The 25,356-nt window shown below is 32.1% G+C and carries 21 protein-coding genes, 1 tRNA gene and 1 other annotated feature; of the genes, 19 read left to right on the plus strand and 3 right to left on the minus strand.

Annotation, left to right across the window (positions count from 1 at the left end; genetic code table 11):
- Positions 1–10 precede the first annotated feature (10 nt).
- Both FVE77_RS02280 and glmM read left to right on the plus strand, forming a co-directional pair.
- Entirely contained in the window at positions 11–1,615 is a 1,605-nt protein-coding gene (locus FVE77_RS02280) for a sensor histidine kinase (RefSeq protein ID WP_026745359.1), read from the plus strand.
- Entirely contained in the window at positions 1,615–2,976 is a 1,362-nt protein-coding gene (gene glmM / locus FVE77_RS02285) for a phosphoglucosamine mutase (RefSeq protein WP_026745360.1), read from the plus strand. Before FVE77_RS02280 ends, glmM begins: the two co-directional genes overlap by 1 nt.
- Positions 2,977–3,041: 65 nt before the next feature.
- Here glmM and FVE77_RS02290 read toward each other — a convergent pair whose 3' ends face one another.
- Positions 3,042–3,785 (minus strand): gamma-glutamyl-gamma-aminobutyrate hydrolase family protein, encoded by a 744-nt coding sequence (locus tag FVE77_RS02290; RefSeq protein WP_026745361.1) that lies wholly within the window; start codon positions 3,783–3,785, stop codon positions 3,042–3,044.
- Positions 3,786–3,958: 173 nt separating this feature from the next.
- Here FVE77_RS02290 and rpmG point away from each other — a divergent pair, with 173 nt between their 5' ends.
- The 17 genes from rpmG (at position 3,959) to FVE77_RS02375 (ending at position 23,442) form a co-directional block, all read left to right on the plus strand.
- On the plus strand, positions 3,959–4,108 hold the full coding sequence (gene rpmG / locus FVE77_RS02295; RefSeq protein ID WP_006807173.1) for a 50S ribosomal protein L33: 150 nt from the start codon (positions 3,959–3,961) through the stop codon (positions 4,106–4,108).
- A 16-nt stretch (positions 4,109–4,124) separates the two neighbouring features.
- A tRNA-Trp gene (locus FVE77_RS02300) sits at positions 4,125–4,200 on the plus strand.
- 132 nt (positions 4,201–4,332) lie between these two features.
- Positions 4,333–4,548 (plus strand): preprotein translocase subunit SecE, encoded by a 216-nt coding sequence (secE, locus tag FVE77_RS02305; RefSeq protein ID WP_006805105.1) that lies wholly within the window; start codon positions 4,333–4,335, stop codon positions 4,546–4,548.
- Between the two features lies 1 nt (position 4,549).
- Complete coding sequence (gene nusG, locus FVE77_RS02310) at positions 4,550–5,173, plus strand: transcription termination/antitermination protein NusG (RefSeq protein WP_006805106.1); 624 nt, start codon at positions 4,550–4,552, stop codon at positions 5,171–5,173.
- A gap of 105 nt (positions 5,174–5,278) precedes the next feature.
- Positions 5,279–5,704 (plus strand): 50S ribosomal protein L11, encoded by a 426-nt coding sequence (rplK, locus tag FVE77_RS02315; RefSeq protein WP_006805107.1) that lies wholly within the window; start codon positions 5,279–5,281, stop codon positions 5,702–5,704.
- 110 nt (positions 5,705–5,814) lie between these two features.
- Positions 5,815–6,522 (plus strand): 50S ribosomal protein L1, encoded by a 708-nt coding sequence (gene rplA / locus FVE77_RS02320; protein ID WP_026745363.1) that lies wholly within the window; start codon positions 5,815–5,817, stop codon positions 6,520–6,522.
- A gap of 244 nt (positions 6,523–6,766) precedes the next feature.
- Positions 6,767–6,932: a sequence feature (ribosomal protein L10 leader region), on the plus strand.
- Positions 6,933–6,943: 11 nt separating this feature from the next.
- Positions 6,944–7,453, plus strand: coding sequence for a 50S ribosomal protein L10 (rplJ, locus tag FVE77_RS02325; protein ID WP_026745364.1), 510 nt, complete (start codon positions 6,944–6,946; stop codon positions 7,451–7,453).
- Between the two features lie 69 nt (positions 7,454–7,522).
- Complete coding sequence (gene rplL / locus FVE77_RS02330) at positions 7,523–7,894, plus strand: 50S ribosomal protein L7/L12 (protein ID WP_026745365.1); 372 nt, start codon at positions 7,523–7,525, stop codon at positions 7,892–7,894.
- Between the two features lie 616 nt (positions 7,895–8,510).
- Complete coding sequence (gene rpoB / locus FVE77_RS02335) at positions 8,511–11,957, plus strand: DNA-directed RNA polymerase subunit beta (protein ID WP_026745366.1); 3,447 nt, start codon at positions 8,511–8,513, stop codon at positions 11,955–11,957.
- A gap of 110 nt (positions 11,958–12,067) precedes the next feature.
- Positions 12,068–16,123, plus strand: coding sequence for a DNA-directed RNA polymerase subunit beta' (rpoC, locus tag FVE77_RS02340; protein ID WP_026745367.1), 4,056 nt, complete (start codon positions 12,068–12,070; stop codon positions 16,121–16,123).
- A 104-nt stretch (positions 16,124–16,227) separates the two neighbouring features.
- Positions 16,228–16,773, plus strand: coding sequence for a guanylate kinase (gene gmk, locus FVE77_RS02345; RefSeq protein ID WP_026745368.1), 546 nt, complete (start codon positions 16,228–16,230; stop codon positions 16,771–16,773).
- A 93-nt stretch (positions 16,774–16,866) separates the two neighbouring features.
- Positions 16,867–17,064, plus strand: a complete 198-nt coding sequence (gene rpoZ, locus FVE77_RS02350; protein WP_006805115.1) for a DNA-directed RNA polymerase subunit omega — start codon at positions 16,867–16,869, stop codon at positions 17,062–17,064.
- Positions 17,065–17,161: 97 nt separating this feature from the next.
- Entirely contained in the window at positions 17,162–18,985 is a 1,824-nt protein-coding gene (gene dnaG / locus FVE77_RS02355) for a DNA primase (RefSeq protein WP_026745369.1), read from the plus strand.
- Entirely contained in the window at positions 18,978–20,156 is a 1,179-nt protein-coding gene (rpoD, locus tag FVE77_RS02360; protein ID WP_006805117.1) for an RNA polymerase sigma factor RpoD, read from the plus strand. The genes dnaG and rpoD overlap by 8 nt, the downstream gene beginning before the upstream one ends.
- Before the next feature lie 52 nt (positions 20,157–20,208).
- Entirely contained in the window at positions 20,209–21,159 is a 951-nt protein-coding gene (locus tag FVE77_RS02365; RefSeq protein ID WP_026745370.1) for an RNA polymerase subunit sigma, read from the plus strand.
- 26 nt (positions 21,160–21,185) lie between these two features.
- Positions 21,186–21,998 (plus strand): Nif3-like dinuclear metal center hexameric protein, encoded by an 813-nt coding sequence (locus FVE77_RS02370; RefSeq protein WP_026745371.1) that lies wholly within the window; start codon positions 21,186–21,188, stop codon positions 21,996–21,998.
- A 169-nt stretch (positions 21,999–22,167) separates the two neighbouring features.
- A complete protein-coding gene (locus tag FVE77_RS02375; RefSeq protein WP_026745372.1) occupies positions 22,168–23,442 on the plus strand; it encodes an NRAMP family divalent metal transporter in 1,275 nt (424 codons plus the stop codon).
- A gap of 113 nt (positions 23,443–23,555) precedes the next feature.
- Here the strand turns inward: FVE77_RS02375 and FVE77_RS02380 are convergent, their stop codons facing one another.
- Positions 23,556–24,608 (minus strand): PDDEXK family nuclease, encoded by a 1,053-nt coding sequence (locus FVE77_RS02380; RefSeq protein ID WP_026745373.1) that lies wholly within the window; start codon positions 24,606–24,608, stop codon positions 23,556–23,558.
- Between the two features lie 33 nt (positions 24,609–24,641).
- Entirely contained in the window at positions 24,642–25,349 is a 708-nt protein-coding gene (locus FVE77_RS02385) for an FtsZ/tubulin family protein (protein ID WP_026745374.1), read from the minus strand.
- Between the last annotated feature and the right edge of the window lie 7 nt (positions 25,350–25,356).

The raw sequence follows: 25,356 nt of genomic DNA on the forward strand, positions 1-25,356 counted from the left end.
GGAGTAAAGAATGAAAAATTTAAAATTAGAAGATCGTATTTCAGCAAATTACGCTCTTCTATTTTTGGTATTAATATTAGTTTCTAATATTATTCTTGTTTATTCACTGCAAAGGCAGTCAAATAAAATGCTTGAAGTTTCTGCAGGCAGTAAAATGGAGGAAATAAACAGTTTTCTGGATAAAGTTGGAATTTTTTCTGACAAGACGAATGTTCTTACACTTGATTTTAATCCTGAAATTGTGGAAGGAAAGAAAGTCATCCACGTAAAGCCGTTTAATCCTGGCGAAGAGAATTATCTGTATGTTCTTGAAATAAAGCAGAACAAGGATTCGGTAATTCCTATTAATACGGTTGGAGATACAGATACGGAAGAAGCCTCCATGACCAACGAAAAAATGGTTGATTTGCTTGAAAGCTATAATTTAAAGGATAACGTTTCGGATGGGAAAATAATAAATATTGAAAAAAATAAATATTTTGTCTTCAAGGTAAGCCGTGAAATAAAAAATTATAAATTTAATATTTATACTTTAAAGAATGTAACGCAGGAAAATAAAATTTATAAAAGGCTGGAATATCTTGTTATCCTGTTTACTATAATTGGAGTTGTCATAACAATCATCGTTTCAAAGATAATGAGCCGAAGAATCTTAAAGCCGATTAATAATGTAATAAAAACGGCAAAAAGCATTTCAACGGATGACCTGAGCAAGAGAATAGAAATACCAAAAGAGGAAGACGAGCTGCAGAATTTGACGCTTATTATAAATGAAATGCTTGATAGGCTGGAAACTTCATTTGAAAATCAGACGAAATTTGTATCAGACGCTTCACACGAACTGCGTACACCGCTTGCAATAATAAAAGGTTATGCGGAAATTATACGAAAACGTGGAACTGCTGATATTGACATCTTTGTGGAATCGATTGATTCGATAATAAGTGAAACTGACAATATGCGTAATTTAATCCAAAAACTTTTATTTTTGGCTAAAGGTGAGATTACAAAAATTAATACAAAATTTATAGATATTGATGCAAATGAAATGGTGCATCAGATTCATTCTGATACAGTAGTTTCAACTAAAACGCATAGTTTTCATCTGGAAATGGGAGAAAATTATAAAATTAAAGGAGATGAAACATTGCTTCAGCAGGCAATCAGAGCCTTAATTGAAAATGCTGCAAAATATTCAGAACCAAACACAAATATTTATATAAAATCTTTCATAAAAGATGGATTTGGCTGGATTTCAATTCAAGATGAGGGAGTTGGAATTTCTGATGAAGATGCAAAAAGAATTTTTGACAGATTTTACAGGGTTGACCTGTCGAGAACAAAGGCAACTGGTGGAACTGGACTGGGACTTGCGATAGTAAAACGGATTGTAGAGATTCATAATGGAAGAATTGAAATTAATTCCAAAATGAATAAGGGAACGGAAATTTCAATTGTACTGCCAATTGGAGAAACTGATACAGCTGTTTCAGAAGAAACGGCAAAAAATGTCAAAAAGAACAAATTGGAAAAAAAGGCTGTTTTCAGTTTTTTAAAAAAAGAAAGCGAAAAAGAAAATAAAAGAAAAAATAAAAAGAATAGGAAGGAAGTATAATGGCTAGAAAATATTTTGGAACCGATGGAATGAGAGGGGAAGCCAACAAAGACTTGACAATCGACTTAGTTACCCGTCTAGGACTTGCTCTTGGATATTATTTAAAAAAACATAGAAAAAAAGCTGGCAAGCCAAAAATTATTCTTGGAACTGACACAAGAATTTCAGGTTATATGATTCGTTCAGCGCTTACTGCCGGATTAAATTCTATGGGTGTGAATATTGACTTTGTAGGAGTGCTGCCTACTCCAGGAGTTTGCTATTTAACTAGAAAATTAAAGGCTGACGCAGGAATTATGATTTCAGCTTCACATAATCCTGTAAAGGACAATGGAATAAAAATATTCAGTCAAAATGGCTATAAACTGCCTGATTCTGTTGAAGAGGAACTTGAAAAATTAATGGAAAAAAAAGATGAACTTTTAAAACATCAAGTCCCAGGTGATGATTTAGGAACATTTAAATATGTGGAAGATGATATGAGAATCTATTTGGATTACCTTACTTCTACTGTAAAAACTAGTTTTTCAAAATTGCGAATTGTAATTGATACAGCAAATGGAGCCGCTTATAGAGTTGCTTCAAAAGTTTTTCAAAATTTAGGAGCGGACGTTATCGTAATTAATAATATTCCAAATGGAAAAAATATTAATGTGAATTGCGGATCTACACATCCAGAACTTCTTCAAGAAGTTGTCAAGGTTTATAAGGCTGATTTAGGGCTTGCTTATGATGGAGATGCTGACAGGCTGATTGCTGTCGATAATACTGGTGCAATTATAAATGGAGATTTGATTATTGCGATTATTGCTGAATATATGCAAAAGAGAGGGCTTTTGAACGACAATAAGGTCGTGACAACTGTTCTTAGCAATATGGGATTTGAAAAATACTTGGATGAAAAGGGAATCGGATTAATTCGTGCAAATGTTGGAGATAGATACGTTCTTGAAAAGATGAAGGAATATGGACTGAACATCGGTGGGGAGCAGTCTGGACATATTCTGATGCTTGACTACAACACGACTGGAGATGGAGTTTTATCATCAATTCAGCTTGTTGCAGCTATTTTAGAAAGTGGAAAAACATTGCATGAACTTGTAAAAGGAATTAAATTATGGCCTCAAGATTCTAAGAATATCTTTGTTGCAAAAGAGAAAAAAGCAACTTGGGAAACAAATAAGGAATTAATTGACTTTATTAAGGCAAAGGAAAAAGAAATCGCTGGAAAAGGTAGAATTTTAGTAAGGGCTTCGGGAACAGAATCACTTATAAGAGTAATGGTTGAAGCAGAAAGCCAAAAAATTGTTGATAAATACGTAGCAGAATTAAGTAAAAAAGTGGAAGAAACACTTTGTTAATTAGAAAAAATATTTATAAAAAAAGAAAATCATAGTTAAATAGGCTATGATTTTTTTCTATTAAATTAATTTTTCTTCCTTGAATTTACTTCATTTACAAATTTTTTAAATAACTTTTGTGCAGTTTCATCATTAATTGCCATCATTTCTGGATGCCATTGAACTCCAACGATAAAAATTTCATCTGAAATATTTTCAATTGCTTCTATTACTCCGTCTGTACTTTTTGCCGTTACAACAAATCCTTGTGCCAGCTTATTTATTGTCTGATGATGGTAGCTGTTTATAAATCCAATTCCTTCAGGATAAATGTCGCTTAAAAAGCAGTTGCTTGCCACAGTAATGGAGTGAGTCGGAGTGTGGGCTCTAGCTTTCTGAAAATGCTTTATTGAAACATTTTCATTGTAGGAAAGGTCCTGATAAAGGGAACCTCCACATTCAACATTGGCTATCTGCATTCCACGGCAAATTCCGAAAATTGGCTTTTTATAAGTTATTGCATAACGGATAAGAAGCGAGTCAAATTTATCACGTTCAGGAAATATTTCTCCAAGCTTCTCTTTTGGCTCTTCCCCATAAAGAAGCGGAAAAACATCATTTCCTCCAGTTAAAATTATTCCATCTACATTTTTTACAAATTCCTCAATAACATCCTCATACTCGTTTAAAGGTAGAAGATGTGGTATACCACCAGCATTTATTACGGCATTGATATAGGAAACATCAACATAAGCACGCTTATATCCAGCAAAAAGCCCTTTTTCCAGTCCAAGTATATTGCTGGAAATCCCGATAATAGGTTTTTTCATACTATCCTCCCAATTATTAATTTTATATATAATTTAACCATATATTTTTTTATTAGTCAAATAATTTGTATGAGAGATTAAAAATAGTGTTGACAAAAAAGAAAGAGTATGATATTATAAATGAGCTAGTTTATTCTGGTAATACCAATATTTTATTGGGAGGGATAGAAACGATGAGAGTACAAGTTATTTTGGAATGCACTGAAACTAAGTTGAGACACTATGTGACAACTAAAAACAAAAAAACTCATCCTGAAAGATTAGAGATGAGAAAATATAATCCAGTGCTTAAAAGACATTCTCTTTACAGAGAAGTTAAATAATCTCATAAAAATAGATAGGTCAGTAGTTCAATTGGTAGAGCGTCGGTCTCCAAAACCGAAAGTTGCGGGTTCGATTCCTGCCTGGCCTGCCATTTTATTTTATGGGAATTTTTTTTTAAAATATTAATTTGATTGAAATCTTGAAGAGTAATCAAATTTTGTATGATTATACAGTCAGTATTTAGGTTCTTATTAAATGCCTAAATCATTCTAGGAGAAAAATCATGAGTAAATTTAATTTAAAAGAAGTTTTTGGAAATTTACGTGAAGAATATAAAAAAATATACTGGCCTGATAAAATTGAAGTTTATCATGTTACTGTGATTGTAATTTTGATGACAGCGTTTATAGCATTATATACAGTGCTTTTTGATACAGCCTTTAATTTTGTGCTGGCAAAAATAAGTGATGCTTTGAGAAATATTTTAGGAGGCGCGTAAAGTGACTGAAACGAAAGAAAGAATTGAAGATGAAGTTGTATACGAGAAAAAATGGTATATAATTCACACTTATTCTGGCTATGAAAAAAAAGTAGCGGCTGACCTTGAAAAAAGAATAGAGTCGCTTGACTTGACAGACAGAGTGTTTAGAATCTTGGTGCCTGAAGAAGAGGTGCTGGAAGAAAAACGCGGAAAAATGGTAAAAGTTCCAAGAAAACTTTTTCCAAGCTATGTAATGATAGAAATGCGTTCTGTTAGGGAAGAAAATGAGCTGGGACTAGGATACCGTGTTGACAGTGATGCCTGGTATGTAATAAGAAATACCAATGGAGTTACTGGATTTGTAGGTGTTGGAAGTGATCCTATACCGTTGTCAGATGAAGAAGCCTCGGATTTGCTGGCTAAAGTGGGAATGGACGTTGACGGGGAAAATGCTCCAAGAATCGGTATTGACTTTAAAGTTGGCGAAGTTGTTGCGATACGAGGAGGTTCGTTTGACGGGCAGCAAGGAGAAATTTCAGAAATTGACTATGAACACGGTAAAGTAAAAGTGATGCTTGAAGTATTGGGGCGTTTGACTCCTGTAGAAGTAGAGCATACAGAAATAGCAAAAATTGACTATTAAAAACTAAAAAACAAAAGTATTATTAGAGAATATTAATTAGCGAAATTTTAATTTGAAAGAAAAAGTGGGAGATTTAACAAATTCAATTACCACAGAGGAGGAAAGATGGCTAAAGAAGTAATCGGAAAGATTAAATTACAATTAGAAGCAGGGAAAGCGAATCCTGCACCACCAGTAGGACCTGCGTTAGGACAACATGGGGTAAATATTGCAGAATTCTGTAAATCATTTAATGCACAGACACAAGATAAAATGGGATTTGTAATTCCTGTGGAAATTACTGTTTATGCAGATAGAAGTTTTACATTCGTTTTAAAAACGCCACCTGCATCAGACTTGTTAAAAAAAGCGGCTAAAGTTCAGAAAGGTGCTGGAAATTCTATAAAAGAAGTTGCTGGAACTATAACTAAAGCTCAATTACAAGAAATTGCAGAAACTAAATTACCAGATTTGAATGCTGGATCAGTTGAAGCGGCTATGAACATTATTGCAGGAACTGCAAGAAGCATGGGAATTAAAATTTCTGAATAATTAAAATTATTCAAGTTTTAAAAATTGAATAAATGAAAAATAAAATTTAAATGATTTAGAATAAGTGGGAGATTTAGTAAATTCAATTACCACAGAGGAGGAAATAATAAATGGCAAAAAGAGGAAAAAGATATAACGACATTTCTCAAAAAGTAGATAAAATGAAAGTTTACACACCAGAAGAAGCGTTGGAATTAATTTTCGACACGAAAAGCGCTAAGTTTGTGGAAACAGTGGAATTAGCAATAAGATTGGGAGTAGATCCAAGACATGCTGACCAGCAAGTAAGAGGTACAGTTTCATTACCAAACGGTACAGGTAAAACTGTAAGAATCTTAGTTATCACAAGTGGAGAAAACATTGACAAAGCATTAGCTGCAGGAGCGGATTTTGCTGGAGATGACGAATATATTAACAAAATTCAAAATGGATGGCTAGATTTTGATTTAGTAATCGCTACACCTGATATGATGCCTAAATTAGGAAGATTAGGAAGAATCTTAGGAACAAAAGGATTAATGCCTAACCCTAAATCAGGAACAGTTACAACAAATGTTGAACAAACAGTTCAAGAATTTAAAAAAGGAAAAGTTGCGTTTAAAGTTGATAAATTAGGATCGATTCACTTGCCAATCGGAAAAGTTGACTTTACAAAAGAAGCTGTCGTAGAAAACTTTAAAGTTGCATTAGATCAAATTATCAAATTAAAACCAGCTGCTTCAAAAGGGCAATATTTAAGAACAGTTGCAATCTCATTAACTATGGGGCCTGGAATTAAAATAGATCCATTATTAGCTGGAGCATTTGTAGCTAAATAGTAAATAATCTTAATAATAATTTTTATTACCGGGTAGATTTTTCTATTCGGTAATTTATACTGTAATTTAAATGTTCTTTTCTCAACAAATTAATAAAAGACAAACTAATTCAAAGCTTAAATATAATATTTTAAATATTTTAGCTTGATTAAAAACATAGTTGTGAGATTAATAAAAAAAATGAAAAATACTTGCAATTTTGTTAAAATTGTAGTATAATACTATATATTGGTTTATAACGATATAAATCATATATAAATAACCAAAGACAGTAGGTAGAACGCAAGTTCTTTAAACCCTACCGAGGTAAGTATTATTATAAATAGATATTAAAATTAAATAATAGATATTTTTATAGTATGATACCTCTGGGCTTATTGTTTTTGTTTCAGAGGTTTTTATTATAAGGAGGTGAAACAAATTGCCAGCACAAGCAAAATTAGAAGCGGTAAAAGGTTTAGTTGAAAAATTAAAAGAAGCTAAAGCAGTAGTATTTGTTGATTATAAAGGGATCAGCGTTAATGAAGATACTGAACTTCGTAAAACGGCTAGAGAATCTGGAGTAGAGTACTTTGTTGCTAAAAACAGATTATTTAAAATAGCGTTGAAAGAAGCAGGATTTGATACAAATGTTGATGATCTGTTAGAAGGTACTACATCATTTGCATTAGGATATGAAGATGGAGTTGCGCCATCTAAATTAATCTTTGATTTTGGGAAAAAATTAAAAGATAAATTAACAATCAAAGGTGGATTGCTAGAATCTGAAAGAGTTGATGTATCAACTGTGGAAGCATTGGCTAAATTACCATCAAGAGACGAATTACTTGGTCAAATTGCTTATGGATTGCTGTCGCCAGTTAGAATGTTGGCTGTTGCATTAACAAATGTCGCAGAACAAAAAGGAACTGGAGAACCAACGGCAGAGTAATTTTTAAAATTATAAATAAACTTAAATAATAAAATAAAATCAAGAAAAAAATTAGGAGGAAATAAAATAATGGCATTTAATAAAGAACAATTTATAGAAGATTTAAAAGCTATGTCTGTATTAGAATTAAAAGAAGTAGTTGAAGCTATCGAAGAAACATTTGGAGTATCAGCTCAACCAGTAGCAGTTGCAGGAGGTGCAGTGGCAGGAGGCGCAGCAGCTGAAGAAAAAACTGAATTTGATGTAATCTTAGTATCAGCAGGAGCAGCTAAATTAGCAGTAATTAAAGAAGTAAGAGGAATTACTGGATTAGGACTTAAAGAAGCCAAAGAATTAGTTGAAGCTGGTGGAAAAGCAGTTAAAGAAGGAGTTGCTAAAGAAGAAGCTGAAGCATTAAAAGCTCAATTAGAAGGTGCAGGAGCAACTGTAGAATTAAAATAGTAAAAAACAGATTAATAGTGGAGGCACTCTTAAAATATAGAGAGTGTCTTTTTCCACTATAAAACTTGGAAAAAAGAAATTTTTCTTTTTTGTATTAATTTTTATAAAAGTCAATATAGATTATTCATAATTACAGTAAAACACTTTAAATTTAGACATAAAATTAAAACGTTTCTACATGCCTGCATGCTTTAAAAAATTTAATTTTAGCCTAGTTTAAAAAGCTTAGGCACATAATAATTCATTTTAAGACTAAATATGAAAGTTTAAATTTTCAAAAAAACGGTATTTTTAGTCTATTTTTTAGTTTTTTATATAGCAAAATGCTTTTGAAATTGTTCAATGCTATATAATATGAATTATAAAATAAACAGTAGAATTTAAGACTTTGTAAAAATAAAAAGATTTACAGTAAATAGTTTGAAGATACAATGTAAAGATGGATGATAATCAGATATTTTTTAGATTGCTTATTGAGATAATTAAATTTTTTGTAATTGGATTATTGTTTGAGTAATATGTAATAACAAATCGAAATTATGAGAACATTTTTTTGATAAAAGTTTAATTTTTGAATTAAAACAGAATATGTTCTTTATAGGGAGGAATTTTTTAAATGAACAAACTTATTGAAAGATATAGTTTCGGAAAAATAGTAGACAGGGGGGAAATGCCGCACTTTTTAGAATTTCAGTTAAATTCTTATGAAGATTTTTTACAGACAAAAGTGCCACCTCAAAAGCGTGAAAATAAAGGTTTTGAAGCAATCTTTAATGAAATTTTTCCAATCGAATCTAGTAACGGATTATTAAAATTAGAATACTTATGGTATGAAATTCACGATAATGACGAACCTTTAAACGATGAATTAGAGTGTAAAAAAAGAGGTAAAACATATTCTGGTCAATTAAAAGTTAGACTAAAATTAACTAACAAAAGAACAGGAGAAATTCAGGAAACATTAGTTCATTTCGGAGATATACCACTTATGACTGATAAAGCCACATTTATTATAAATGGTGCTGAAAGAGTCGTTATTTCTCAATTGCACAGATCGCCAGGAATCACTTTTAACAAAGAATTAAATATTCAGACAGGAAAAGATGTGTTTATTGGGAAAATTATCCCTTATAAAGGAACATGGCTTGAATTTGAAACTGATAAAAATGACATTTTAAATGTAAAAATTGATAGAAGAAAGAAAGTTTTATTACCTGTATTTTTAAAAGCAGTAGATTTTTTCCAAAATAATGCGGAAATTATGGGTCACTTTTTTGAAGAAAAAGAAGTTGAATTGTCAGAACTTTATGAAAAATATAGAGATACTGAGTTAGAAGAAGTTCTACGTTCAAGATTAGAAGGAAGTTTTGTAAAAGAGGACATTTTAGATGAGGAAACAGGGGAATTTGTTGCAGAAGCCGAGGAAATTGTTGACATGCCGGTTATTCAAAAAATAATTGATGCAAAAGTGCCTGTACTAAGCATTTGGGAAGTAAAACCTGAAGATAGAATTATCGCTAATGCTTTGGTTCATGATAGTACAAAAAACAGTGATGAGGCTGTTATAGAAGTGTTTAGAAAATTACGTCCAGGAGATTTGGTAACTGTGGACAGTGCCAGATCGCTTGTTAAACAGATGTTCTTTAATCCTCAAAGATACGATTTGGCAGATGTGGGAAGATATAAAGTCAACAAAAGATTGAAACTGGATGTACCAGCGGATGTAATCGTATTGACAAAAGAGGATGTTTTACAGACTATTGAGTATGTAAAGAATCTTGTAAGTGGAGAAGGATTTACAGATGATATTGACAACTTGTCAAATAGACGTGTAAGAGGTGTTGGAGAGCTGCTTTCTATCCAAATAAAAGGTGGAATGCTTAAAATGTCTAAAATGGTCAGAGAAAAAATGACAATTCAAGATATTACAACACTGACTCCGCAAAGTCTTTTAAATACAAAACCATTAAATGCGTTAATTCTTGAGTTTTTTGGAAGTGGACAGCTGTCACAATTTATGGATCAGTCTAATCCATTGTCAGAATTGACTCATAAGAGAAGAATTTCAGCATTAGGACCAGGAGGACTTTCAAGAGATAGAGCAGGATTTGAGGTGCGTGATGTTCATAACTCGCATTATGGAAGAATTTGTCCAATAGAAACTCCAGAGGGACCAAATATCGGACTTATTGCTTCACTTTCAACTTATGGGAAAGTTAATAAATACGGATTTATAGAAACTCCGTTTGTAAAAATAAATGATGGAAAAGCTGATTTTAATGATATTAGATATTTAGCGGCTGATGAAGAGGAAGGTCTGTTTATCGCACAGGCTGATACTCCTATTGATAAAGATGGAAACTTTCTGACTGACGAAGTTGTTTGCCGTTACGGAGATGAAATCGTACATATTGACAAATCAAAAGTTGATATTCTGGATGTGTCGCCTAAACAGCTAGTATCTGTTTCAGCGGGATTAATTCCATTCTTGGAACATGATGATGCCAACCGTGCGTTAATGGGATCAAATATGCAGCGTCAAGCTGTACCGTTATTAAAAACTCAGGCTCCTTATGTAGGAACTGGGCTTGAAAGAAAAGTTGCTGTGGATTCAGGGGCAGTTATCACTTCAAAAGCAGCTGGAACTGTAACTTTTGTAGATGCGAGAAAAATTATTGTAACTGATGAAGATGGAAAAGAGCATTACCATAGATTACTAAACTTTGAAAAGTCTAACCAGTCAATGTGTTTACATCAAAAACCGATTATTGACTTGGGAGATAAAGTTAAAAAAGGCGATATTATTGCGGATGGTCCATCTACTGCAGGTGGAGATTTGGCATTAGGTAAAAATATTCTACTGGCATTTATGCCTTGGGAAGGCTATAACTTTGAGGATGGAATCCTTATTTCTGAAAGACTTAGAAAAGATGATGTGTTTACGTCAATTCATATTGAAGAATTTGATATTGAGGCAAGAACTACAAAATTAGGAGACGAGGAAATCACAAGAGAAATTCCTAATGTTTCTGAGGAAGCCTTGAGAAACCTTGATGAAAATGGAATTATAAGAATAGGAGCTCACGTAACTCCTGATGATATTCTTGTTGGAAAAGTAACTCCTAAAGGGGAAACTGAACCGCCAGCAGAAGAAAAATTACTGCGTGCAATCTTTGGGGAAAAGGCAAAAGATGTAAGAGATACTTCATTAAGACTTCCACATGGTGTAAAAGGTACTGTTGTGGATGTGCTTGAATTATCTAAGGAAAATGGAGACGACCTGAAAGCTGGAGTAAACAAACTAATCAGAATTTATATTGCAGAAAAAAGAAAAATAATGGTTGGGGATAAAATGTCTGGACGTCATGGAAACAAAGGGGTAATTTCAAGAGTATTGCCAGTCGAAGATATGCCACATTTAGAAAATGGAACACCGATAGATGTTTGTCTTAACCCACTTGGGGTGCCATCACGTATGAATATCGGACAGGTTCTGGAAGTGCATTTGGGACTTGCAATTGGAGATATTGACAAATATATTGCAACACCAGTATTTGATGGAGCAAGTGAAGAAGATGTTAAAAATTACTTGGAAGAAGCTGGATACAGCAGAACTGGTAAAGTAAAACTTATTGACGGAAGAACTGGACAGCCATTTGACAATCCAGTAACAGTTGGACGTATGTATATGCTAAAACTTCACCACTTGGTAGAAGACAAAATGCACGCCAGAGCAATTGGACCGTATTCACTTGTTACTCAACAGCCACTTGGAGGAAAAGCCCAATTTGGTGGACAAAGACTTGGGGAAATGGAAGTTTGGGCATTGGAAGCCTACGGTGCGTCAAATATCCTTCAAGAAATGCTTACAGTTAAATCAGACGACATTAGCGGAAGAACAAAAACTTATGAAGCTATCGTAAAAGGGCAGGCAATGCCAGAAGCAGACGCTCCAGAATCATTTAGAGTGTTAATTAAGGAATTCCAGTCACTTGGACTAGATGTGGCTCTTTATGATAAAGATGGGGAACCAATTGAATTAGATAAGAATGTAGATGCTTAGAAAAAAATGATTAAAACAGATTTTTAAATTTAAAATTGGAATATAAAAAGATTTTCCCACTTTACTTTTCAAAAAAAGTGGAATTAAAGAATAGAGGAGGCTCTTAACGAATGAGTATAAGAGATTTTGACAGTATTCAAATAAAATTGGCATCGCCAGAAAAGATTTTGGAATGGTCGTATGGTGAAATTACAAAAGCCGAAACAATAAATTATAGAACTTTAAAACCTGAAATGGACGGATTATTCTGTGAGAGAATATTTGGACCGTCTAAAGATTATGAGTGTGCCTGCGGGAAGTACAAGAGAATGCGTTACAAAGGCATGGTATGTGAAAAATGTGGTGTTGAAGTGACGACTTCAAAAGTTAGACGTGAAAGAATGGGACATATTAAACTTGCTACACCAATTGCACATATCTGGTATTCTAAAGGTACGCCTAACAAGATGAGCCTTTTATTGGGAATCAGTACGAAGGAACTTGAGTCAGTTCTGTATTTTTCAAGATACATTGTAACTGATCCAGGAGAAACTGAGCTTAAAAAAGGGGAAATTTTGACTGAACGTGAATACAAATTGCATGAAAATCAGTTTAAAAACGAGTTTACAGCGAAAATGGGGGCTGAAGGAGTTTTAGCCTTGCTTGAGGAAATTGACCTGTTTGATTTGGAGAAAAAACTGCAAGGTGAAATGGATACAGAACATTCTACGCAAAAAAGAAGAAAAATTATAAAAAGATTAAAAGTAGTAAGAGATTTAATAGAGGCTGGGAATAGGCCTGAATGGATGATTTTGACTGTACTGCCTGTAATTCCTGCAGATTTGCGTCCAATGGTTCAGTTAGATGGTGGAAGATTTGCCACTTCTGACTTGAATGATTTGTACAGAAGAGTAATCAACAGAAATATAAGACTTAAAAAATTAATGTCAATAAAAGCGCCTGAAATTGTAATAAAAAATGAAAAAAGAATGCTTCAGGAAGCAGTTGACGCATTAATTGACAATGGTAGACGTGGAAAACCAGTTGTTACACAAAATAACAGGGAATTAAAATCGCTTTCTGATATGTTGAAAGGTAAACAAGGACGTTTTAGACAAAATCTTTTGGGAAAACGTGTAGACTATTCGGGAAGATCGGTTATCGTCGTTGGACCAAACTTGAAAATGAATCAATGCGGACTTCCTAAAAAAATGGCACTTGAGCTGTATAAACCATTTTTAATGAGAGAACTTGTAAAAAGAGAACTTGCTTCAAATATAAAAGTGGCTAAGAAAATGGTTGAAGAAGAAGACGAAAATGTATGGGAATTAATTGAAGAAATTATTAAAAATCACCCAGTTCTTTTAAATAGGGCACCAACATTGCACAGACTTTCAATTCAAGCCTTTGAGCCAACATTAATTGAAGGGAAGGCAATAAGACTTCATCCACTTGTATGTTCTGCTTTTAATGCGGATTTTGATGGAGACCAAATGGCAGTGCACTTAGTATTGTCACAAGAAGCACAAATGGAAGCAAAATTATTGATGCTTGCAACAAATAACATTATTGCACCATCAAGTGGTAGACCAATAGCGGTTCCATCACAAGATATGGTAATGGGATGTTATTATATGACAAAGGAAAGAAAAGGTGTTAAGGGAGAAGGGAAATCGTTTTCTAACAAAAATCAGTTAATCACAGCCTATCAAAATGGGCAAGTTGCAGTTCACGCACTTGTAAATGTGAGAATTGATGGAGAAATGGTTCAAACTACGCCAGGACGTCTTATGTTTAATACAATGCTTCCAAAAGAAGTGAGAGATTACACGAAGACTTTTGGTAAAGGTGAATTAGGAAAATTAATCGCTGAATTATATAAAAAATTTGGATTTGAAAAAACATCAGAATTATTGGATAAAATTAAAGCATTTGGATTCCATTATGGGACACTTGCGGGGATTACTGTTGGAATTGAGGATCTGGAAATTCCAGAAAGCAAAAAAAGTATTTTGGAAAAAGCTGAAAATGAAGTGGCTGAAATTGAAGATCAGTATAAATCTGGTGAAATTATCGATGCAGAAAGATACAGAAGAACAGTTGCTATATGGGATGAAGCTGTTTCAAAGGTAACTAAGGAAATGATGGATAACTTGGATGAATTCAATCCAGTTTATATGATGGCGAACTCTGGAGCCAGAGGTTCGATTGCACAAATGCGTCAGCTTGGTGGAATGCGTGGACTTATGGCAGATACGCAAGGGCGTATTATCGAAATGCCAATTAAAGCCAACTTTAGAGAAGGACTTAATATTCTTGAATTCTTTATGTCATCACACGGAGCGAGAAAAGGACTTGCCGATACAGCATTGAGAACTGCCGATTCGGGATATTTAACAAGAAGACTTGTTGATATTTCACACGAAGTTATTGTAAATCATGATGATTGTGGATGCGAACACGGAATTGTCGTATCAGATTTGATGGATGCCGGAGAAGTAATTGAAAAGTTAAGTGAAAGAATTTATGGAAGAAACTTGGCAACAGACTTAATTCATGAAGGAAAAGTAATTGCCAAAAGAAATACTTTAATAACGGATGATTTGATTAAGAAGATTGAAGAATTAGATATTCGTGAAGTTGAAATAAGAACACCTTTGACATGTAAACTGGAAAAAGGAGTTTGTAAAAAATGTTACGGATTAGATCTTTCTAATCACAAGGAAATTCTTAAAGGGGAAGCAGTTGGAGTTATCGCGGCCCAGTCAATTGGAGAGCCAGGTACACAGCTTACAATGCGTACTTTCCATACTGGAGGAGTAGCAACGGCAGCATCTGTTCAATCTGATTACAAAGCTGATGTTTCTGGAAAAGTTAAGCTTAAAGACATTTCTGTACTTGTAAATGATGAAGGAAAAGAAATTGTTGTTTCACAAAATGGACGTGTGATAATAGGAAAACACAGATATGAAGTGCCATCAGGTTCAACTTTGCATGTGAAAGATGGAGATTCAGTTAAGAAAGGGCAAGTGCTAGTCGAATTTGATCCTTATCAAATACCGATTATTACTTCTGTGGCAGGAAAAGTAGAATTTAGAGATATTTACGTGAGAGAAAATATTGACGTGAAATATGGGGTTACTGAAAAAGTAGCAATAAAACCTGTGGAAAGTAACGATGTCAACCCTAGAATCATAATTTATACAAAAGGTGACAAGAAAGTGGAATATGCAGTTCCTTATGGAGCATATTTGATGGTAAATGAAGGAGACACAGTAAAAAAAGGACAAATTATTACAAAAATCTTGAAAACTGGAGAAGGAAATAAAGATATTACAGGAGGTCTTCCTCGTGTCCAAGAGTTGTTTGAGGCAAGAAATCCTAAAGGGAAAGCCATTTTATCAGAAGTCGCAGGACGTGTAGTTTTCTCAGATAAAAAGAAAAAGGGTATGAGATTAATCTTGATTGAAGATCCTGAAAATGGGGAACTGATTCAAGAATATACAGTTCCAGTGGGAGAACATTTAGTTGTAACTAATGAAATGTTAATTGAAAAAGGTACGAAAATAACAGATGGACCTGTTTCACCACATGATATTTTGAAAATAAAAGGGCTTGTAGAAGCACAGCAATTTATTCTTGAGTCAGTACAGCAAGTATATAGGGAGCAAGGAGTTGCAGTTAATGACAAGCATATTGAAATAATTGTTAAACAAATGTTCCAAAAGATTAAGATTAAGGAAGCTGGAGATTCATTATTCCTAGAAGATGAACTAATTGATAAGAAAGTTGTGGAACGTGAAAATGAAATATTAATTTCAAAAGGAAAACGTCCAGCAACTTATGAGCCAGTAATTCAAGGTATTACAAAAGCCGCAGTAAATACAGAAAGTTTCATTTCGGCATCATCATTCCAAGAAACAACAAAAGTTCTTGCAAATGCTGCTGTTGAAGGTAAAACAGACAGACTTGAAGGTCTTAAGGAAAATGTAATTATTGGTAAGAAAATACCTGGAGGAACTGGATTTAAGGATTATAAATATTTGGATGCAGTTTTGAAAAATGACGTTGCAGAAGAAGAGGAACAAGACCAGGAAGATGTTAAAAATCAGGAAATTAAGGCATTGGGAACTTTAAGCAAAGAAGCGAATAGCGTTGCAGAAAACACGGAAGAAACAGAAGTTTAATAATCATCAGCCTAAAATCTAAAGAAAATTAAGAAAGAACGGTGAATAGGGAGATTTATGAATATGAATTTCCCTTATTCGCTTAAAAATAAAGGTGGTTTTTTATGAAAGGAAAACTATTCATTGTTTCAGGGCCTTCAGGTTCAGGAAAATCAACAGTCACAAAATTAGTAAAAGATAGACTGAATATCCCGTTATCAATATCAGCTACAACTCGACAGCCAAGAGATGGAGAAATCGATGGCAAAGACTACTTTTTTTTAACTAAGGAAATATTTGAACAGAAAATAAAAAATGATGAATTTTATGAATATGCAAATGTTCATGGAAATTATTACGGCACATTGAAGGAAGTTGTGGAAAGTAACCTGAACAAAGGGCTGAATGTAATTCTGGAAATTGATGTGCAAGGAGCATTGATTGCGAAAGAAAAGAAAAAGGACGCTGTATTGGTGTTTTTTCGTACAAAGGATATGGAAACTCTTGAAAAAAGACTTCGTGACAGGAAGACTGATACGGAGGAAGTTATTCAGACACGTCTAAAAAACGCATTAAAAGAGCTGGAATATGAAAAAAAATACGATTATACTATAATAAATGATGATATTGAAATGTCTTGTCAAGAATTGATAAACATTATTAATTCATAAGTATACTCAAAACCTTTTAAAATTAAACATAGGATCAAAGAATCTTAGATGTGATTTTGAAGTGGTTTTATTATATAAGAGGAGAATTTAAAAATGAAAAAAGAAAAAATAACGATAGATGAACTATTGACTAAAATACCTAATAAATATGAGCTTGCGATTGTTTCAGGAAAAATTGCGAAAAAGGAATTTGCTAAAGGGAAACAGAAATCAGAAATAATGGATGAAGTTTTTAAAGATATAATGGAAGATGAAGTGGAAGTAGTTCGTGAAATTAATGAGGAAAATTAAAAAATTTTGTTTACAAAGTATTGACTATTTGGAAAAATAAATTATACTAATAGTGTAAATATTTTTTATTGACTGTTTTTTGGAGGAATAAAAAATAATGATTTATAGTGAAAAAGAAATACAGAAACTGATTGACAATCTGGATATTGTTCAAGTAATCGGAGAATATGTAAATTTAAAAAAGGCAGGTTCAGATTATAAAGGGCTTTCTCCTTTTAAAGATGAAAAAACTCCTTCCTTTACAGTCAGCCCAGTGAAAAATATTTTTAAAGACTTTAGTACACAAATTGGCGGAAACGTAATTTCTTTTTATATGAAAATCAATGACATCGGTTTTCTTCAAGCTGTAGAAGAATTGTCGCGAAAATATAATATTCCACTCAAAAAAAGCAGGGAATACAGGACAATTGATCAGGAAATTGAGAGAAAAAAAGCTGTAAACAGGGAATATTATGAAATAATGAATGAAGCCCAGATATTTTTCAGGGAAAATATTGAAAAATATTCCGAAGCATTGGAATATATGAAGGAACGTGATTTTTCCCTTGAGGAAATAAGAAGATTTGGAATTGGTTTTGCCCCTAGTTTCCGTGATAACTTATTTCAGCATTTAGTAAAAAAGGAATTTCCAGAAGAGAAGATAATGTCGTTAGGACTTGCCAAAAGAAATGAAACTGGCGAGATTTATGATAGTTTCAGAAACAGGATAATTTTTCCAATTTATAATGTAAATGCTCAGATTGTAGGATTTGGAGGGCGTATAATTGAAAAAAATACCAATTTGCCTAAATATTTAAATTCTCCAGATTCTCCTATTTTTAAAAAAGGAAATGAGCTTTTTGGAATAAAGCATCAGGGAGAAAATATTAGGAAAAAAGGGTTTGCAATGCTGATGGAAGGCTATCTTGACGTATTGACAGCCCAGAAAAATGGTTTTGAAAGTGCAGTTGCAAGCCTTGGAACAGCATTTACTGAGGAACAGGCGCAGCTTTTAAAAAAATATACGGATAAAATACTGATTTCGTATGACAATGATGAAGCTGGAAAAAATGCCATAATAAAAGCAGGATATATTTTAAAGAAATATGATTTTGATGTAAAATGTCTAGTTATGGATGGAAATGAAAAGGATCCCGACGAGTTTCTAAGAAAAAATGGAAAGAAGGCGTTTATAGAAGTTGTAAAGAAATCGGAAGAAATTTTTGATTTTTTGACAAAGGAAGCTTCAAAAGATTTGGATTTGAATGATATAAGCGGTAAAAGAAAGTTCATTGAAAGATTAAAGCCATTTTTTTCAAATGTTACGAGCAATCTGAATAAAAATCTGTATTTACAGAGATTATCAGCTAATTTTGAAATTGATGAATTTATTTTAGCAGAGGAACTGAAAAATTTATCGAAGAAAACTTCCGAAGGGAAAAAGAGAAAAATCTATGAAAATCAGAAAGTTCAATATAAAAAATTAAAAAAAGACTTGTATATTGAGCTGGAAGAACAGACACTCATGTACATCCTGGAATTTTACAGATCTGAAAAGGAAAAGTGCATGGAACTGCTGAGCAAAGGATTTAGCCATCCGCTCTTTAATGAACTGATAGAAAAGTTAAAGGCTGTAGAGTTTGATATAATGCAGCTTGAAAAAATTGATATTAGTGAAGAAAACAGAGAAATCATTACAAAGCTGAAATTACGGGCAGATAATGATATCAAAGACAAGAAAATTTATTTTAGGGAAATTTATTCTGGATGGTTTGAGCGTGAAATAGACGAGGAAAGACAAAAAACTGAAGAGGAAAACGATAGAATCAAGAAAATTGAATTAAAAAAATTATTATCAAAGTTAAAAAATATTAATAAAATTAGTGAAATAGAAAAATTATATAACGAATTTATATTGATAAGGAGACCGAATTATGTCTGATAAAAAACAAAATTTAAAAAATAGTCTCGCAAATTTTATAAAACAGGCACGAGAGCAAAAAGTTGTAAGTTACGAAGAAATAAATTCTGTTTTATCTATCGGATTTTCAACTGAAAAAATTGATCAGTTAATAAAAAAATTGACTGATGACGGTGTTCAAATCGTAGATACTGCAAGGGAAAAGGAGGATTTGCTGAAAGTCCCTGATTCTATAGAAGCTATCGAAAAAATGGAAATATCAGATTTTGAAGATTCGCATGATGAATTTGTAGAGAGTGAAATCGACGATTCGGAAGTGGATAAATTATTACAGACAGATCTATTGAAAATGGCAGAAAGTATGGATGTGGATGAGCCGATTAAAATGTACTTGCGTGAAATCGGACAAATTCCATTACTTAGCTATGAAGAGGAAATTGACTACGCTCAAAGAGTTTTAAATGGAGAAGAGGAAGCAAAACAAAAATTAATTGAATCAAATTTAAGACTTGTTGTAAGTATTGCTAAAAAGCATACAAATCGTGGTTTAAAAATGCTGGATTTAATTCAAGAGGGAAATATGGGTCTTATGAAAGCCGTAGAAAAATTTGAATATGAAAAAGGATTCAAATTTTCAACTTATGCAACTTGGTGGATTAGACAGGCTATAACACGTGCAATTGCAGATCAAGGAAGAACAATAAGAATACCTGTTCATATGATTGAAACAATTAACAAAATCAAAAAGGAAAGCCGTATTATTTTACAGGAAACTGGAAAAGAGCCAACAGCTGAGGAATTAGCGGAAAAGCTGGAATTACCAGTAGAAAAGGTAAAAAGTATTTTGGAAATGAATCAGGATCCAATTTCACTTGAAACACCAGTTGGAAGTGAAGAAGACAGCGAACTTGGAGATTTTGTAGAAGATGATAAATTTGCAAATCCTTATGATGCAACAACAAGAGTTCTGTTAAAAGAACAGCTTGACGAAGTTTTAAAAACATTAAATGAGCGAGAAGAGATGGTACTCAGATATAGATATGGATTGGATGACGGTTCTCAAAAAACACTGGAGGAAGTTGGAAAAATATTTAATGTTACAAGAGAGCGAATCAGACAGATTGAGGTAAAAGCATTAAGAAAATTAAGACACCCAAGTAGAAGAAAAAAATTGGAAGATTACAGGAGCTAAAGGTATTATTTAGCTCTTTTTAGATATTAAGACTAACGGGAGAAAGAAAAGGATGTTAAAAGATATTTTTGAAGATATTAGAAAAAAAGGAAGTTTTAGCTTTGAAAAAATTATAGAAAATTATACAATGAACGATGATGATTTTTTTGAGTTTTTAAAATTTATTCATTTGGAAAACATTCCAGAAGTTAGGACTTCAACTGATGGAAGTGATTTTATTGTTTTAGAAGATGAAAATATATTTATTGAAGAAAAAGATACAATAAAATTGTATTTGGAAAACATAAAGGAAAAATACGAAGATCTTGAGAAAAAAAGTGAAACTGGGGAAGAAAAGGAAGAATTAATTGATAAATATTTAAAAATTGCAGTAAAAGAAAGCTTGCTTTACTCAAAATATGGATTTTCATTTTTGGATACAGTTCAGGAAGCTACACTTGGGATTATGTCAGGCTTGAATTATTATAATAAAATTATGGAAATTACAAAAGAGCCTGAATTTTTTGTAAAAAATTTTGCTGTAAAGTATATTTTAGAATTTCAGAAAAATCTTTTAAAGGATATTAAATCGTCTGAATTATCGTATATATTATATTTAAAAGTAAAAGTTGATAGAAGTATGGGATTTTCAATGGATGAAATTAGTAAGCAAATGAATGTTTCAACAGAATATATTGAACAGCTTGAAAAATTGTTTGACGAAGTAGAGCCTGAAGAGTTAATCGGAAATACACAAATATTGGAGAAAGCCGATAAAATTACACAAATGTATATCTTAGAAAATATTCCAAAAAAATTGAATTATCTAGATGAACAGATTTTGGTAATGACTTATGGACTAGATGATAAAGTGTATACAGAAAAGGAAATTGCAAAATCACTAAATATAGCAAGTCACAATGTGAAGATTTTAAAGGAAAAGGCTCTTAATAAATTGTCAATTGATTTAATGAGAAATGATTTTGTGGAAAATAGTGAAGCAACGGATTATACAATAAATTAATTAAATTACGAAAGGGAAAAATAATTATGAAACTTTGGGAAATAATGGGAGAACTACATACAATTTTTAGTCCAAGAATTGCAGAAGACTGGGACAATGTGGGGCTTTTGATAGGAGATAACACAAGAGAAGTAAACAAAGTATTGTTTTGTCTAGATGTTACTGAAAAAGTTGTACAAAAGGCGATAGATAAAAATATAGATTTGATAATTTCACATCATCCAGTAATTTTTTCTGGCTTGAAACGAATTACAAATGAAACTTCACATGGAAGAAAACTTTTAAAATTGATGGAAAATAGAATAGCAGTTTACTCAATTCATACAAATGCCGACTTTGCTATTAATGGTTTGAATGACTTTATAATGGACAAATTAAATTTAGATGGAGAAAAAATAATTTATAACGAGCAAAAATTTGATGATTATAACCCAATAAAACGTAAAATGGAGCATGTACATGGTGGGCTTGCCAGAATAAAAGTATTGAACAAAACAATGAAACTGGGAGATCTGCTTGAAAGAATAAAGGATTCGCTTGGAATAAGCTATGTAAGATATGTTGGAGATAAAAATGCTTATGTACGTAAAATTGGACTTGTTACAGGTGGTGGAAGCTCATTTTTACATGATATTGCAGATAAAATTGATGTTTTCTTGACTGGAGATTTGAGATATCATGAAGCTTTGGATGCTCTGGAAGATGGAAAGATTCTCGTAGATGTAGGACATTTTGAAAGTGAATATTTGTTTGTGGATATGATGGAAAAAGAAATGTCAAAATTTTTTGATGGAGAAATGATAAGGTATTTTGAAGAGGAAGTATTTAAATTAGGATAGAAAAATATTAAAAATAATCTAATAAAAATTAAAAATATTGATAAAAATACTAAAAAAATTTTGAATATTCAGTACAAAATGTTATAATATCCCTATAATTTCAAAAATTTGACTATCAAATGACTTGTTATAATTTTTGGAAAGACTAAGAGAAAAGGAAGGTATTTTTATGACAGCTACTCACTCAAGCTGGTATCACAAGTTTAAAGCCTTTGGACCTGGTATCCTTATGGCTTCAGCAGCTATTGGAGGTTCCCATATCGTAGCATCTACGCAGGCAGGTGCATTATATGGATGGCAACTGGCAATTATAGTTATTTTAGTCAATATTTTCAAATATCCATTTTTCCGTTTTGGGACACAATACACGCTGGAACGTAAACATTCGTTAATAGAAGGATATGAAGAAAAGGGGAAAATTTATCTTTGGGTATTCTTTATTATGAATATATTTTCTGCAGTTATTAACGTGGCGGCAATTGGTATTTTGACAGCGGCAATTTTAGCAAATATTTTAAAATTGACATTTTTAAGCAGTCTTACTCCTGCGGCGATGGCTTCAATGATTAACCTGCTTACTACAATTGTTCTTGTAGGTTCACTTGCAATGCTGGTATTTGGAGGTTATAAACTGTTGGACAGTTCTTCAAAATTTATTGTTATTTCATTGACAGTTGCAACAATTATCGCAGTTGTTATTGCGTTATTCAAGCAACATCCGATGGCACCTGATTTTGTTATCCAATCGCCTTGGAAATTGACAGCATTGCCATTTATTGTATCATTAATGGGATGGATGCCTGCTCCAATTGAAATTTCCGCAATTAATTCGATGTGGACTGTTGAAAAACAGCAAAATATGAAAGTTCCCCACAAACTTGCAATGTTGGATTTTAATGTAGGTTACTGGGTTACAACAATTCTAGCCTTCGTATTTTTGGCACTTGGAGCATTGATTCAATATGGAACGGGAACAGCGATTAAAGGAGCAAGTGCAGCTTATATCGCCCAGTTTATTCAAATGTATTCAAGCGTTATCGGAAGCTGGTCAGGACTTCTTATTGCATTTATCGCATTTATGTGTATTTTTGGTACAACAATTACAGTTGTAGATGGTTATTCACGTGCTAATGCTGAATGTCTTAGATTAATTATGAAACAGAAAGAAGTTAAAACCTCGCATTTTAATATATGGATGATAGTAACAGTAGCTGTGGCAATGGTTATCGTATTCTTTTTTGCTGGAAATGTCGCCGCAATGATGAATTTTGCCATGATATTCTCATTTGTTTCAGCTCCAGTATATTCGTATCTTAATTTTTCACTTGTTAAAGACAATAACAAGCTGCCTGTTTGGCTGTGGTTCTTATCAGTGGCAGGAATTATATATTTAGCAGGGTTTACAATATTTTTCCTTGTTTATTTGTCTGGAATTTTGAAATAATATCGTTATTTTATAGAGGAAACCATCCTATAGTATGATTTGTCAATTGTATTAGAGGGAGTTTTCTCTTTTTTGTATTTTGAATCTATTGAAATTATTTGTTTTTAAATTTATTAGTCTTGTAACATTTCTTCAAAAATTTCTTTTAAGTCAATGCTTTCAATAATTGATTTAAAAATTAATTTTTTTAGTTCTTCTGAAAAAATGACTTTTATATCTTCTTTTTTGCATTCTTCAATTAATTTTGGATTTTCCTCTTTTTTAGCTGGAGTTATAACCAAAATTTTATCAATTAGTTTACCCTCTTCCTCTTCCCGTCCATATTTTTCGGCTTTTTTTACTTGATCTATAATTGTATTAATGTTTTCATCAGAAATCTTACCTTTGTAATTTTTTACTTGTATAGCTATGTTGTAACTTTCTGAAATTGAGATTCCAGGTACATTTACCAAAACATCCGTTCCATGTTCTTCTTCTTTACTACCACCCGTTTTTTTAATCTTATATCCAGGATAGATTTTTTCTAAAATATCTTTTAATACCTCTTCCCACTGAGAAGCTACAAATTTTTGATTATATTCATCAACAATTTTGTCACAACATTCTTTTAAATTAAAATAAGATTTTACTTGCTCTGATACAATATTTTTTATATTTTCAATAACACTTATTGATTCCCTATTTCCTTCTAAATTTTTTATAATTTTTTCAATATCCTCTGAAAAACGGCTAATATTCCAAAATCTATTTCTTGCTTTTAACGTACTTTGTATATTTCCAGAAACATCTTTTCCGTGTCTATTAAAACATCCTCTGTACTTTGCAGGAAAAATATGTCCAAAATCCTTCTTTTCATCATCAATTTCAAATCTATATCCTTTTTCTTTATCTTTAACATTCCAATCTTCAGTTGCTTCAGCTATAGCAACACTACCCCAATCTGGTAATCTGGGTATTAATAAAATATCTCCTTTTTTTACATTATCATACATACTTAAATTTTTTCTAGCACCATTATCCGTTGTATCAGGCAATTTTTGGTTTTCAGCATATCCCCAACCTTGTCGTAAACGTCCTTGTTCTAATTCCTTAAAAAAGAAATCCTGATTTTTTACATCAATTCTGTACCCCCAGTAATTCTTTTCTCTTTCTTGTGTCTTTTCCATTCTAAATCCCTTCTTTCTATAATATTAATCAATTTATTTAACTGAATCTTCCACAATGTAAGCAATGATATTTATGAAATTTTCATTTTCTGGATATATTTGCAGTGCCCAAAGAAATGCCCGCTCATTAAGAATATTAGTCATTATTTTAGCGATATCTTTTATCTGAGTCAATTCGATATTTTTTCCTGCTGTTATATTTAAAAATATTTTATAAGTTTTATTTTTATCAAAAGTTTCCAGCTTTAGTTTTAGGTTTTGTAGGAAATCATCAAAAGTTTCTAAATTTCCTTTTTCAAAAATTACGAAAGATTTTGAGGTTTTTTGAAATACCGTTTTTAAGTCAGCTAAATCAAGAGTAACCATTCCTTTTGCTGTTAAAGTTTTTGTTATTCCATTGATTCCATTTTTTAAATCTTCGGAAGATTTGCATTTTATGATAAAGTTTATTTTTGAATCAAATAGGTCGGTATAGCCATTTCCAATATCGTAAATTCCAGTAAAAATATCGTTTTTTTCAGTGTTTCTAATTATTTCTAAGGCAAAATTTTTATCATTTTCAAAATATGTATTTAAAATTATCAAAATTACATCTGTATCTTGAAAATTTATTTTTAAATCTTTGTAGTCATTTTTAATTGTAATAATGCTTATATTTTCATGTGTAATTATTTCTTTCTCGATAGTATTTAATGCTGTTTCCCCTAAACTTATTATTTTTATTTTTGGTATTTTTTCCATAGATTTT

The sequence above is a fragment of the Leptotrichia hofstadii genome, from assembly GCF_007990525.1.
Taxonomy (GTDB): domain Bacteria; phylum Fusobacteriota; class Fusobacteriia; order Fusobacteriales; family Leptotrichiaceae; genus Leptotrichia; species Leptotrichia hofstadii.

Excerpts from the sequence above, each read along its gene's own strand:
- secE (WP_006805105.1), top strand. The coding sequence starts at position 4,333 with ATGAGTAAATTTAATTTAAAAGAAGTTTTTGGAAATTTACGTGAAGAA.
- rpoB (WP_026745366.1), top strand. The coding sequence starts at position 8,511 with ATGAACAAACTTATTGAAAGATATAGTTTCGGAAAAATAGTAGACAGG.
- FVE77_RS02280 (WP_026745359.1), top strand. The coding sequence starts at position 11 with ATGAAAAATTTAAAATTAGAAGATCGTATTTCAGCAAATTACGCTCTT.
- rpmG (WP_006807173.1), top strand. The coding sequence starts at position 3,959 with ATGAGAGTACAAGTTATTTTGGAATGCACTGAAACTAAGTTGAGACAC.
- rpoD (WP_006805117.1), top strand. The coding sequence starts at position 18,978 with ATGTCTGATAAAAAACAAAATTTAAAAAATAGTCTCGCAAATTTTATA.
- glmM (WP_026745360.1), top strand. The coding sequence starts at position 1,615 with ATGGCTAGAAAATATTTTGGAACCGATGGAATGAGAGGGGAAGCCAAC.
- rpoC (WP_026745367.1), top strand. The coding sequence starts at position 12,068 with ATGAGTATAAGAGATTTTGACAGTATTCAAATAAAATTGGCATCGCCA.
- FVE77_RS02380 (WP_026745373.1), bottom strand. The coding sequence starts at position 24,608 with ATGGAAAAGACACAAGAAAGAGAAAAGAATTACTGGGGGTACAGAATT.
- FVE77_RS02365 (WP_026745370.1), top strand. The coding sequence starts at position 20,209 with ATGTTAAAAGATATTTTTGAAGATATTAGAAAAAAAGGAAGTTTTAGC.
- FVE77_RS02370 (WP_026745371.1), top strand. The coding sequence starts at position 21,186 with ATGAAACTTTGGGAAATAATGGGAGAACTACATACAATTTTTAGTCCA.
- gmk (WP_026745368.1), top strand. The coding sequence starts at position 16,228 with ATGAAAGGAAAACTATTCATTGTTTCAGGGCCTTCAGGTTCAGGAAAA.
- dnaG (WP_026745369.1), top strand. The coding sequence starts at position 17,162 with ATGATTTATAGTGAAAAAGAAATACAGAAACTGATTGACAATCTGGAT.
- rpoZ (WP_006805115.1), top strand. The coding sequence starts at position 16,867 with ATGAAAAAAGAAAAAATAACGATAGATGAACTATTGACTAAAATACCT.
- rplK (WP_006805107.1), top strand. The coding sequence starts at position 5,279 with ATGGCTAAAGAAGTAATCGGAAAGATTAAATTACAATTAGAAGCAGGG.
- FVE77_RS02375 (WP_026745372.1), top strand. The coding sequence starts at position 22,168 with ATGACAGCTACTCACTCAAGCTGGTATCACAAGTTTAAAGCCTTTGGA.
- rplA (WP_026745363.1), top strand. The coding sequence starts at position 5,815 with ATGGCAAAAAGAGGAAAAAGATATAACGACATTTCTCAAAAAGTAGAT.
- rplL (WP_026745365.1), top strand. The coding sequence starts at position 7,523 with ATGGCATTTAATAAAGAACAATTTATAGAAGATTTAAAAGCTATGTCT.
- FVE77_RS02385 (WP_026745374.1), bottom strand. The coding sequence starts at position 25,349 with ATGGAAAAAATACCAAAAATAAAAATAATAAGTTTAGGGGAAACAGCA.
- FVE77_RS02290 (WP_026745361.1), bottom strand. The coding sequence starts at position 3,785 with ATGAAAAAACCTATTATCGGGATTTCCAGCAATATACTTGGACTGGAA.